An 11,900-nucleotide genomic window follows, 5' to 3' on the forward strand; every position below is an offset into this window, starting at 1 on the left:
GCGTTTACCTCGTCCCCTCGTAGACGGTCTGGATGAGCCGGCTCGGTTCGCCCCTGCGGACCAGCACGCCCCGGCCGGGCGGCTGCGGGCCGGCGTACACGCCGGGGAAGAGCTGCCCTTCGCTGCGGTCGCCCGACATCACCAGCGCCGACGCCCCGGACTCGCGCAGGCTCTGCATCAGCGGCTCGTACAGGCCCCGGGAGGCGCCCGAGACGCGGCGGGTGAGGACGAAGTGCAGTCCGATGTCGACGGCCGAGGGGATGTACGGCACGAAGGGCGCGAGCGGCTGCTGCCCCGCCGTGGTGAGGACGTCGTAGTCGTCGACCAGGATCACGATCCGCGGGCCGGAGAAGCTGCCCGGCTCCAGGTCGGCGCCGTCGGCGGTCTCGTCGGGCAGCCGCTTCTCCAGCTCGGAGGCGATGCCGGCGGCGAGGCCGGCGCACAGCTTGGTGTTGTAGGCGTAGCCGCCCCGGTACTCCTCCGGGATCACGCCGCGCAGGCCCCGGCGCGGGTCGAAGACGCCGAAGACGAGGTCCTTGTCGCCGTAGCGCTCGATCAGGCCGCGGGCGATCACCTTGAGCAGGTTGGTCTTGCCGCACTCGCTGTCACCCATGATCAGCAGGTGCTGGTCGTGGTGGAACAGGTCGAGCGGGACGGGCGCCAGCTGTGTCTGGTCCAGGCCGACCGGGACGCGGCGCGGTTCGGTCGCCGGGCCGGGCAGCTGGTGCGCCTCCAGCACGTGCGGCAGCACGCGCACCGGCTGGGCGACCTCGCCGGTCCAGGTGGCGCGGATCTGCCGGGCGGTGGTCTCCAGGACCGAGCCGAGGTCGGCGGTGTCGGCGAGGCCGTCGGTGCGGGGCAGGGCGACCTGGGCGAAGAGCTTGCGGTCGGTGAGGACGCGGCCCTTCTCCTCGGGCGAGAGGGTCTCGCCGAGCTTGCGGTCGATGCTGGACTCGCTCGGGTCGTTCAGCCGCAGTTCGACGCGGGTGCCGAACTGGGACTGGGTGGCGATGCGCACGTCGTTCCAGCGCAGCATGCCGGCGACGACGTGGATGCCGTAGCCGCTGCCCCGCTTGAGGATGTCGACGACCGGTTCGTCGAGGTCCTCGAAGTCGTCGCGCAGCGCGCCGAAGCCGTCGATGAGCAGCACGATCTCGGTGCTGGCCAGCTCGGGCACCCGGCCCGCGGCACGCAGGGTGCGCAGTTGCTCCAGCGAGTCGATGCCGTGCACCCGGAACAGTTCCTCGCGCTGGTCGAGCATGGCGCGCACCGAGTCGATGGTGCGGGCCGCGCGCTCCCGGTCGGCCCGGCCGGCGATGCCGCCGACGTGCGGCAGCCCCGACAGGGCCTGCAGGCCGCCGCCGACCAGGTCGAGGCCGTAGATGCCCACTTCCTGCGGGGTGTGGGTCAGCGCCAGCGACAGGGCGAGGGTGCGCAGCAGGGTGGTCTTGCCGGACTGGGGGCCGCCGATGATCGCGGCGTGGCCGCCGGCGAGCGTCAGGTCCAGGTACCACTGGCCCTGCCACTGCTTGGTCGGGTCGTCGATCGTGCCGAGCGGCACCTGGAGCGGGCCGCGGCGCGCCGCGAGCTGCATGCCGCGCGGACCCACCTGCACCGGTCCGGCGACCTTGTCCAGCGGGACCGCTGCGGGCAGCGGGGGCAGCCAGATCTGGCGCACCGCGCGGGCACCGGACCGCTCCAGCTGGTCGATCATCACGCCCATCTCGGTGGGGCCGGTCTCCCGTCGCCGCATCTGCGGCTCCTCGGGCCCCTCGGACTCGCCCTGGCCGAGGGTGTTGTAGGCCTGGTACTCCAGGGCGAGCGGCCCGGTGTCCTCCTCCTCGTGCTGGACGGGGCCGCGGTAGGCGCCGGAGACGTAACTGGCCTTGAACCGCTCGTAGTGGCTGGTGTCGACCTTGAGGTAGCCGAAGCCGGGCAGCGGCGGCAGGTGGAAGGCGTCCGTGGTGTCCAGGACCGTGCGGGACTCGTCCGGGGAGAAGGTGCGCAGCCCGAGCCGGTACGACAGGTAGGTCTCCAGGCCCTTGAGCTTGCCGGCCTCGATGCGCTGGCTGGACAGCAGCAGGTGCACGCCGATGGACCGGCCGATCCGGCCGATGGACAGGAACAGGTCGATGAAGTCCGGCTTGGCGGTGAGGAGTTCACCGAACTCGTCGATCACGACGAACAGGTGCGGCAGCGGCTCCAGGTCGGGGCGCTTCTCGGCGCGCAGCGCGGCGTAGTGGCCGATGTCGGCGACGTTGCCCGCGTCCTTCAGCACCTGCTGGCGGCGCTTGACCTCGCCGGCGAGCGAGGCGTGGACGCGCTCGACCAGGCCGGCCTGGTTCTCCAGGTTGGTGATGACACCGGCGACGTGCGGCAGGTGCGCGAACGGGGCGAAGGTGGCGCCGCCCTTGTAGTCGACGAGGACCATGGCCAGGTCCTCCGGCGGATGCGTGGCGACCAGGGCGAGGACGAGGGTGCGCAGCAGCTCCGACTTGCCGGAGCCGGTGGCGCCGACGCACAGGCCGTGCGGGCCCATGCCCAGTTCGGAGGACTCCTTCAGGTCGAGGAGGACGGGCTCCTTGGCGTCGCTGACGCCGATCGGCACACGCAGGAAGGCGCGCTCGCCGCGCGGCGCCCACAGCCGGTGGAGGTCGAGTTCGGCCACGTCGTCGATGCCGAGCAGCTGGGCGAAGTCGACCGGGCCGGTGAGCGGGGCGTCGACCATCGACTCCGCGGACAGCCGCAGCGGGGCGAGCATCCGGGCGAGGCCCTCGGCGAAGGGGACGCCGATCTCGTCGACGGTGCCGTGCGCGCTGATCGGCTCCTTCTCGCGCAGGTCCTCGATGACGACGCGTTCGCCCTCGACGGTGATGCGCACGCCCACGCTGCCGGGCTCCTGCACGCGCTGGTCGAGCAGGTGCAGCACGGTGATGCTCATGTCCCGCAGGCCCACGGCGTCGTCGGGGCGCGGCAGGTCCACCGCGTCGGCGCCGTGCGCGTCGGCGAGGACGAGCAGCCGGGAGGTCATGGCGAGGGCGTCCTTGCCGGACAGGCCGCGGCGGACCTCGGCCGCGTAGGAGGCGCGGCGGCGCAGTTCGCCGCCGATCTGCCGGGCCAGCTGGGGCAGGGAGGGCGCGATGCGGCGGGCGGCGACGGGGCCGTCGAACTGCTCGGTGTCGAGCAGGTGCGGCAGCCACTTGGCCCACTCCCAGTCGGCGATCCGGTCGCCGGGCACGGCCAGGGCCATGGCCACGTCGTCGGGGGCGTGGGTGGCGGCGGCCTGCGCGATCAGCGCGCGGGCGACGCGGAGGGTGTCCTCGCGCCGGCCGATGACGGTGATGTTGCCGACCCGGTCGAGCGGGACGGTGAGCGGCAGTTCGGTGCCGTTGGCGAAGCGCGCGACCAGGGCGGAGGCCTCGTTCAGCATGAACTCGTCGGGCGGGGTGAGCACGGAGGAGGCCGGCGGGGCCACCTTCAGGTCACGCACCGGCATCTCACCGGTGCCGACGCGGACCCGCAGGAAGTCGGCGTCGAGCCGGCGCCGCTCCCACAGCCGGGCGGGGTCGCGCACGACGTCGTACAGCGCGTCCGGCGGCGGGTTGAGCACCTGGGTGCTCTCGCGCCGCTCCCGCTCTTCCTTCGACAGCTCCTCCCGCAGGTCCTCCAGGTAGGTGAGGTAGGCCTCGCGCTGGGTGCGGCGCGTGCGCTGGGCCTTCCCGCGCTGGGAGAAGAGCATGACGAGCGAGCCGATGACGGTGACGAGGAGGATGATCGCGCCCAGCCCCGCGAACTGGCTGTTGCGCACGACCGTCATCATCACGACGGAGGACATCACGCCCGCGACCGGCAGCAGCGAGGTCGCGATCGAGCCCGCCTTGCCGTCGGGCAGGTTGGGCGGCGCCTCGATGGTGCGCGGTTCGGGGGCGGCCGGGGGCCTGGTGGTCCGGGCCGGCCGGTGGATCAGTCGGGTGCTCATCGTGGTTGACCTGTCCTGTCGGTCCTGGGTTCCCTTCGTGTGCGGGAGGGTTCAGCGGCGCTTGTGGGAGAGCTGGAAGGCCTCCGCCGCCAGGCGGGTGGCGGCCTCCCTGGTGTCCCGCGCGAGCAGCTCGGTGCGGATGGTGCCGCCGGCCGCCAGATGCCGGTCGTAGGGCAGGACCCGCACGCTCGCCCCCGTCGCCTTCAGCTGCTCGGCCGCCTTCTCCAGGTCGATGCCGAGGTGCGGCACGGTCTCGGTGAGCACGACCACGGTGGAGGTGGTGATGTCCCGGGGCAGCCCGCGCATCCACTCCAGGACCGCGTGCGTGCTGGCGATGCCCTCCAGCGTCGCGGGGACCGTGAGGATCCGGGCCTGGGCGGCGGACAGGGCGGTGCGGGCGACCTCGGCGGGCAGCGTCTCGCAGTCGGCGACGGTCACGCCGAAGTAGCGGCGCATCGCCACCATGATCCGCTCGTAGCCCTTGGTGTCGAGCATGGCCCCGACCTGCCCCTGGCTGCCGGGCAGCAGCCAGGCGTTCTCGGGCAGTTGCACGAGGTAGCCGGTGATGTCGAGGAGCGTCATCTGCGGTTCGACGACGTCGGCGAGATCGCCGGTGGTCCAGCGCAGGCTCTCCGCGCCGAGCCGCAGCGGCAGCGAGCCGAGCGCCGGGTCGGCCTCGACGGCCAGGACGGGATCCTGGCGGTAGTGGGCGTAGGTGGCGGTCAGCAGCGCGGCGACCGTCGTCTTGCCGGAGCCGCCGCGGATCGAGGTCACCGCTATCTGGCGGCCGGTGGTGACCGGCTGCTGGAGGATCTCGGCGGTCGCGGTGGTCTCGGCGACCTCACGGGCCGCCGAGGAGGAGACGGTACGGCGTACGGCCCGCAGGGCACGCGCGGCGAACGGCTCCCCCCGCCGGGGCCCCTTGCCCGCGCCGACGAGCTTCTGGTCGACGACCGGGCGGCTGTCGGGGGTGGCGCGGGAGGCGCGGGCGCGGGGCGCGGGGGCCGGCTGCGCGTACTGCTGCGGCTGTTCCTGCGGGGTGGGCCGCTGCTCCTCCTGCGGGGCGGCCTGCTGCTGGGCGGCCTGCTGCTCGGCGTAGGCCTGCTGCTCGGCGTACGCCTGCTGCCGCGCGTATGCCTGCTGTTCGGCGTAGGCCTGCTGGGCGTGCTGGTGCTGCTGCTGTTCGGTGTACGCCTGCTGCTGCTCGGTGTACGCCTGCTGCTGCGCGTGCTGCTGCTGCTCGGCGTAGGCCTGCTGCCGGGCGTAGGCCTGCTGTTCGGCGTAGGCCTGCTGGGCGTAGGCCGGGTCGGCGTACTGCTGCTGTCCCTGCGCGGCGTAGGCCTGCCGTTGCGCGGCGGCGTACTGCTCGGCGTAGGCCTGCTGTTGCGCGTGCTGCTGCTCGGCGGACGCGGGCTGCTGGTACTGCTGCGGGTAACCGTAGGCCGGTGCCGGCCCTTGCGCCTGCCCTTGTCCCTGGCCCTGGCCCTGGGCGTACTGACCGGCCGTGCCCTGCTGGGCGGCGTGCGCCTGCCGCGCCTCCGCCTCCTGCTGCGGGGTCGCCTGCTCCGCCGCCTGCTGCCGGTCCCGCTGCTGGGACGTCTGCTGCGGCTGCTGGGGCGTGCCGCCCCTCAGATCCCGCAGCACGTCGTTCTGCCAGTTGTCCCCGCTCGGCATGTCGCCCTTCTCTCCTGCCACGTCCCTCCGTGTCGTTCCGCGGAGCGACAGGTGGGCGTCTGGTCTTCGAAGCCTCAGAACTTGTTGAGCAGCTGCCCATAGATGCCGAACGCCCCGATGGCGAGCGGGAAGAGCCCGATCACGCCGAGGGACTCGATCAGGTCGGCGAACCTGCGCAGCCGCACCCGGACGTGGTCGGGCGGCTCGATGCCCAGGACCAGCAGCGGCAGCAGTGCCGCGGCCCCCAGCAGTACCAGCGCGCCGGCTCCCCCGGCGTGGTCCAGCCACAGCACCGCGAGCCGTACGACGAGCAGCGCGGCCGCCGCGAACAGCGCCACGACCTCGGCGACCAGCGGGAAGGCCCGTGCCCGGGACAGCAGGACGACGGCCACGAGCGAGGCGAGGCCCACCGTCCAGACGGTCGGCTCCTCCGCGGTGGTCAGCATCCAGCCACCGAGGGCGGCGGACGCCGCGGTGACGATGGTGGCGAGGGCGAGCCCGCGGTGGGTGGCGGCGAGGGCGTTGGCGACCTGGTGGCGGCTCACGGACGTCCCCGTGGAGCGCTTGTCGTCCAGGGCGGTGAGTCCCGAGGCCATCAGCGCGAACCGGGGCAGCAGCCCGAGCAGGACGATGGAGAACACGGCCATCACGGCACCGATCCGGTCCGCCCGGTCCTGGAGGAGGGCGACGGTCTCCCACACCAGGGCGATCACGACGATCGCCCCGGCCCCGATCAGGCCGCCCTTGCCGAGCGGCGAGCAGTAGGCCAGGAGCACGAGGGTGACCACCAGGGCGACGGCGATACCGGCCAGCCGTGCCGTCCCGCCCCAGTCGTAGGCGTCGGCGGCGGTCCAGGCGGTCAGCAGGCCGAGCCCGCCGGCGGCGAGCAGCAGCGCGGTGGCCAGGCCCTGGTTGCCCTGGCCGATCCGGGCGATGGCCGCGCCGGCGATCAGGCACAGGGCGGTGACGATGGCGAGCCCCGTGGTGACGGCCTCCAGGGAGAACTCCTGCCGGGCCAGGACGGCCGCGGCCACGGCGAACACCACGGTGGCCACGCCGGCGCTGATGCGGCGGGCGGCCGGGCGCCAGCGCCAGGTCCTCAGGTCGAGGTCGTCCGCGACCTGGTCGGTGACGTCGTGCACGACCGGCGCGGGCGGTGCGGCGTGCGCCCGGACCAGCCGGAGCACGGCGCCGTCGGGCACCTCGGCCGACGCCAGCGTCGCGTCATGGGGCAGTGCCGATCCGTCGGAGGTGATCAGCTGTCGTGTGGTCGGCCGGGTCGCGGCCCGGTCGTCCAGCAACTGGAGTATGTCCGGAAGCAATTGGCCGATCGGCGTGTCCGACGGCAGGACCAGGTCGGCTCGTCGTCGCTCGCCGATCAGGGTGACCCGGCTCAGCTGGGTCCGAGACATCGTTGCTGCGCTCACCACTCACCGGAACCTATCATCGCGTTTTTTGAGCCACGGCCGCGCTCCGATCCGCTCGCGTCGGCCGCGCACACCCCGTTCACTGTTTCTCCGCACCCTTGCCGCCCGCACCGCTCGCGGAGGCGCCGGGCGTCGGGTCGTACTGCTGCTCCTGCTGCTGCCGCTGCTGCTTCTCCTCGGCCTTCTGCTTGGCCAGCGTGGCCTGGAGGAAGGACCAGCCGATGCAGCCCGCGCACAGCACGGCGGCGATCGCGATGCCCGCGAAGACCTTGCCGAACCGTTCGTCCGCCGTCCGTCGCGCGCGCTGCGTGCCGAACAGCAGCGCGTCGCGCATCCGGCGCCGGCGCACCGCCACCGACTCCAGCAGCTGGCTGTCGTAGTCCCGTGCCATTCAGTCGTCCTGTGCCTTGTTGATGCGTGGTCAGTCGTCCGGGGCCAGGCCCAGGCGCTTCCGCATGACGGCGTACTTCCGGGTGAGCCGCCGGGCGGTGTGCTCGTCGAGTACGGCGAGGCGGTGGGGGTCGGCGTTGTGCGCGAGGTCGGCCGCCTTGACCAGCCGGGCGCCCGGGGTGTCCAGGATCCGGCGGGCGTACGCCTCCGGCTCCTCGTCCGGCCGCTTGGTCATGGCCCGTACGACGTCCTTGGTGTGCTGGGTGAGGGCGGCCGTGTCGAGCCACTCCTCGCTGAGGACGCCGTCCTCCAGCGCGTCGTGCAGCCAGGCGGCGGCCACCAGTTCGTCGCTGCCGCCCCGGGCGCGCACGCCGTCGGCGACGGCCGACAGATGCTCGGCGTACGGCCGCCCGGCCTTGTCCGTCTGACCGGCGTGCGCGGTGCGAGCGACGGCCTCGACCTCGGCGAGACTCATCTCCTGCGGCATGCGATCCCCCCTAGCTTCGCTCCCGCAACATAAGACACGAACGCGCCACGCGTACAACCGGGGTGTGGGGCTGCCCCCACACGTCTTCACACACCGCCCGACAGCCCTGTCACGATCATGAAGAGCACCCACAGGACGGGGATGAGCGCGATGTACGCCCGGGGCCGACGCCGCACGGGCACGCCCGGGTCGTAGCGCGGGCCGAGCGTGCCCGGTCCCGGCGCGGGGAGTTTCTTCACCTTGCGCACGGCCAGGACGTTGCGGACCAGGGTCAACGGCGCGAAGACGAAGAGGGACAGCGGGCTCCACCAGCCCCAGGCGAGCGTGTGGGTGGTCAGCGCGCGGTACACGGCCAGCCCGCAGGTCAGGCACATCGGACCGTCCGTCCGCCGGAATCCCATGAGGACGACGAGGCCGCGGTGCGCGCGGAACGCGACGTCCACGGCGGGAGAACCTCCGCAGAACCTGCACATGGGGAGGGACGGATCCGGGGGTTCCGGGAGGTCCGGATGCGGGAGCCGGCGGTTCCGGGCGCTGTCGTGGGGGGCGTCGGACGGGGGCTGGGCGGGCTCAGCGGGTCGCGTGGGCTGCACGGACTCCGCGGGTCGCGTGGGCTGCACGGACTCCGCGGGTCGCGCGGAGTCAGCGGGTCGCGCGGGCTCCGCTGGTCGCGCGGGGACCACGAACTGCGCGGGCTCCGCGGCGCGAGGGTCGGTGTACCAGGCGCGGAGGGAGTCGGCGACGGCGTCCAGGAGGCCGCTCTTCAGCGCGTTGTCGATGGTCCCGTCGCAGAACTTCTCCCCGCGCACCACGGCGGTGGCGGCGCGTACGGCGTCGGCGGGCCGCAGCCCGCCCTCCGGGGGGAGCGTGGGCACGGGGTTGTCCATCCAGCGGTGCTCGGGCGTGACGGCACCGACGCCGCGGAGGGCGTCGACGGCCCGGAACACCCCCTTGCTGTATTTGGGGAACGGCACGTGGATGGCGCCGCTCGGCGACTTCTGCCCACCGCCCCACTCCACGTCCCGGTCCTCGTCCGTGAGCGCGTCGAAGGCCTCGGCGAGTTCCCGCCACGCCTCGGCGTCGGCACGGTCGAGCTGGGCGAGGAGGCGCTGGTCGTCGGCCGGGGTGACGATGCGGGCGAGTTCCTCGACGGCATCGGCGTCGGCGGCCTCGGTGACGGGGCCGACCCCGGGTTCGTGACTGAGCAGGTTGAGCACGCCGAGCGGCGTGAGCCCCCGCTCCCGGGCCTCCCGGACACGGCCGTACCACTCCATCCCCGCGTCGTAGGCACGGCGGCTGCTCGCCCGCCGGGTGATCCACTCGACGTCGTCGTCGCCTGGGCCGGGGCCGGCCCAGGCGTATCCGATCACCTCACCGTCGGGGGCGGTGACGGTGACGTAGTGGACGGGGTTGGTCATGCTGTCGTCTCGTGGGTCGGCCGGGGCTCAGCCACCGGGGGTTGCTGCTTCAGCGCGGCGAGGAGGGCGGTGGGGGTGGGCTGTCGGCCTCGCCGGCGCGCAGGGCCCGCACCCACCTGCCGCTGGCGTTGACGGCGTTGGCCGACAGCCCTGGCGGCGCGACCGAGCCGGCCGCGTCGGTACGCGACGGGCCCAGCGGTGTGGATGCTGTACGTCGCCGGGCCCGCGCCGATCAACCGAGGTGGGATGACTCAGCTCTTCGCGGCCAGGTCTTTGACAGTCTGCAGGCTCGGCGCCTCCGTGAGGGAGCCGGGGGCAATATGGCTGGGGTCCTCCGGGCCGTACTCGCGGGTCATCTTCGCGAGCGCGGCTGAAGGAGCGAGGTCCTGTTGCTTCGCCTCGTGGAGCTCGGCGGCCCACAAAGCGCCCATATTGAACGCGTCGTCGCCACCCGCCCTGCGATACTGCCATCCGGCCGCATCGTCCTCGTCATTCACCCACACGTATCCGAGGACCGTTCCGTTTCGGTCCACGACAGCTGCATACTGCACCGGCTTGTCGGTGGTCCTGGCATAGCGTGGTGGGCTGTCGACTTCCTCCCACTGCAATGGTTCGGTTACCCGCGGAGGCACCTGCGGCTCCCGGCTCATGATTGCGCCTTTCCTCTGCTACCTCGGCAGGACCTCGCCGTAGACCTGCACTTGACCATTCTCCATGAACACACGGGTCACCCGGTATTCCGTCCCGCGGCCCAGCAGGATCTCCCTTTCACCCTGGCCGAACTTACCGACCTTCTCGACCCAGAGAGCCGGGGTGCCCTTGGGGACCCTGAGGTGCAGAATGGCCTCTTCGTCCGCGAAGGCGCCGACTGGGTGGTTGCCGAGCGAGGTCGACATGTAACCCTTGTCATCGTAGGTCTTGCCCAGCATGTCGAATGGGCTGTCCATCTCGATGTGCCCGAGCCCGGTACCACGGACCACCATGACGTCCTCCGGTACCGCACGGCCTGCGAGCGCCTTGTCGACCTCGTCGATGTTGTGCTGGACATACGGGGTCAGCTTCGAAGGGTCGCCGCTCCGCAGGTACCCGTTCATTTCCTTGTAGGTCGCCCAGCCGTCGGTGGGATGCGGGGCCGGCTGCGTGTAATCGGGCTCGTCGGTGTAGTCCCAGACCGCCTGCTTCCGCTCCGGCGGCATGTTCTCCGCGTAGTGGTTCCAGGTGTCCTGGCCATACTTGATGGCGTCGGTGTCCCGTGCGAAGGGAACCGTGCCCTCGGAGACCTCGGCGTAGGCGACCCGGTGCTTCTCGGCAGTCGAGAGCTGAGCCCACTCCTTGTTCGACACATGCGGCTTGTACTCGAACGGCTCGCCCGCGCCGCCGTGCCCAGGAGTGTCCGCGCCCTGGTGGCCCGGAGCGGCTGGGGCATCGGTGCCGTGGTGTACGGCGGCGTCCGCCGCATCGTGGGCGATGTCTCCGTGGTCGCCTGCGTGGGCCGCGTCGTCCGCGTGGTTGGCGCCGTGCGCGGCGTCATTCGCGTGGTTGGCGCCGTGCGCGGCGTCGTCGGCGTGACCGGTGCCGGGAGCGTCGTGGCCCGGGCCGTGGCCGCCGGTGCCGGGGACGTCGGGGCCGCCCGGGTGCGGCGCGGTCGGGGCGTGGTTCGCCGGGCCGGTGGTCTGGTGGTACCACGGCGTCGAGGCGCCGGGGTGAGCACCGCTGCCGGGGACGTCGGGGCCGCCCGGGTGCGGCGCCGGCGGGACGTCGTGCACCGGGTTGGCGCCCGTCGTCTGGCTGTACCAGGGAGTCCCCGCCCCGGGGTGACCGCCCGGGTGCGGCGCGGTCGTCGGGGTCGTGTCGTACGACGACGGCGGTGGCGCCTGGTCGTACGCGGACGGGGCCGGTGCGTGATCGTACGTGCCCGGCGACGGCGCGTGACCGTACGGCGAGCCGGACGGAGCCTGGCCGTACGGGGACCCGGACGGGGTCTGGCCGTACGGCGACCCGGACGGGGTCTGGCCGTACGGGGACGCCGACGGGGTCTGGCCGTGCTGCGTGCCGGTCGGGGTGTGGTCGTACGTGGAGGGTGCCGGTGTCGGGTCGAAGGCTCCGCCCGGGGTGTGGATCGGGGCCGTGGGGGGCGGGTTGTAGTGGCCGCCCGGGGCCGCGTTGTCCACCGTGTGCGCGGTTCCGTCGACGCTCTGGGCCATCCCTGCGTACGACGGTGTCTGGGCGCCCTGCGTCGTCCAGTGGGCCGGAAGTGTCGGAGTGGTGCCGTGCGGGACCGTCGGGGTCGTCGGGCCGACGTCGTGGGGAACCGGTGTCGTGTCGATCGTGCCGTTGGGCCCGACGAGGTTGCCGTTCGGGGCCAGCTGGTGGCCGTCGGGGAGGTGGACCGAGCCGTCGGGGAGCGTGGGGATGTCGATGTTGCCGACACCCTTCAGGCCCTTGGTGATGTCGCCGATCTTCGACAGGCCCGCGCCCGCGCCCTTGGCGATGTAGGTCATCGGGTCGATGACCCGGCCGGCCTT

The 11,900-nt window shown here is 72.8% G+C and carries 8 protein-coding genes; all 8 read right to left on the reverse strand.

Translation table 11 applies throughout. The features are described 5' to 3' along the window. Positions 1–4: 4 nt before the first annotated feature. Positions 5–3,979 (reverse strand): type VII secretion protein EccCa, encoded by a 3,975-nt coding sequence (eccCa, locus tag ABZ948_RS36430; protein WP_359767014.1) that lies wholly within the window; start codon positions 3,977–3,979, stop codon positions 5–7. Positions 3,980–4,030: 51 nt separating this feature from the next. Beyond that, positions 4,031–5,674 carry a MinD/ParA family protein gene (locus ABZ948_RS36435; RefSeq protein WP_359767016.1) on the reverse strand — a complete coding sequence of 548 codons (1,644 nt, stop codon included), beginning with the start codon at positions 5,672–5,674 and terminating at the stop codon, positions 4,031–4,033. A gap of 53 nt (positions 5,675–5,727) precedes the next feature. Continuing rightward, positions 5,728–7,065, reverse strand: coding sequence for a type VII secretion integral membrane protein EccD (eccD, locus tag ABZ948_RS36440; protein WP_359767018.1), 1,338 nt, complete (start codon positions 7,063–7,065; stop codon positions 5,728–5,730). A gap of 94 nt (positions 7,066–7,159) precedes the next feature. Beyond that, positions 7,160–7,471: a hypothetical protein gene (locus tag ABZ948_RS36445; RefSeq protein ID WP_359767020.1), complete on the reverse strand. Its 312-nt coding sequence runs from the start codon at positions 7,469–7,471 to the stop codon at positions 7,160–7,162. Positions 7,472–7,501: 30 nt separating this feature from the next. Continuing rightward, entirely contained in the window at positions 7,502–7,957 is a 456-nt protein-coding gene (locus ABZ948_RS36450) for an HD domain-containing protein (RefSeq protein ID WP_359767021.1), read from the reverse strand. 86 nt (positions 7,958–8,043) lie between these two features. Next, the gene (locus ABZ948_RS36455) at positions 8,044–9,375 is read right to left on the reverse strand and encodes a DUF6508 domain-containing protein (protein WP_359767023.1); all 1,332 of its coding nucleotides are present in this window, start codon (positions 9,373–9,375) and stop codon (positions 8,044–8,046) included. A 251-nt stretch (positions 9,376–9,626) separates the two neighbouring features. Then, on the reverse strand, positions 9,627–10,025 hold the full coding sequence (locus tag ABZ948_RS36460) for a hypothetical protein (RefSeq protein ID WP_359767025.1): 399 nt from the start codon (positions 10,023–10,025) through the stop codon (positions 9,627–9,629). Positions 10,026–10,043: 18 nt separating this feature from the next. Next, positions 10,044–11,900: ADP-ribosyltransferase (locus tag ABZ948_RS36465; RefSeq protein ID WP_359767027.1), on the reverse strand; the 1,857-nt coding region annotated here is incomplete at its 5' end.

Source organism: Streptomyces olindensis (assembly GCF_040645895.1).
GTDB classification, from domain to species: domain Bacteria; phylum Actinomycetota; class Actinomycetes; order Streptomycetales; family Streptomycetaceae; genus Streptomyces; species Streptomyces olindensis.

Excerpts from the sequence above, each read along its gene's own strand:
- ABZ948_RS36450 (WP_359767021.1), bottom strand. The coding sequence starts at position 7,957 with ATGCCGCAGGAGATGAGTCTCGCCGAGGTCGAGGCCGTCGCTCGCACC.
- eccD (WP_359767018.1), bottom strand. The coding sequence starts at position 7,065 with ATGTCTCGGACCCAGCTGAGCCGGGTCACCCTGATCGGCGAGCGACGA.
- ABZ948_RS36455 (WP_359767023.1), bottom strand. The coding sequence starts at position 9,375 with ATGACCAACCCCGTCCACTACGTCACCGTCACCGCCCCCGACGGTGAG.
- eccCa (WP_359767014.1), bottom strand. The coding sequence starts at position 3,979 with ATGAGCACCCGACTGATCCACCGGCCGGCCCGGACCACCAGGCCCCCG.
- ABZ948_RS36445 (WP_359767020.1), bottom strand. The coding sequence starts at position 7,471 with ATGGCACGGGACTACGACAGCCAGCTGCTGGAGTCGGTGGCGGTGCGC.
- ABZ948_RS36460 (WP_359767025.1), bottom strand. The coding sequence starts at position 10,025 with ATGAGCCGGGAGCCGCAGGTGCCTCCGCGGGTAACCGAACCATTGCAG.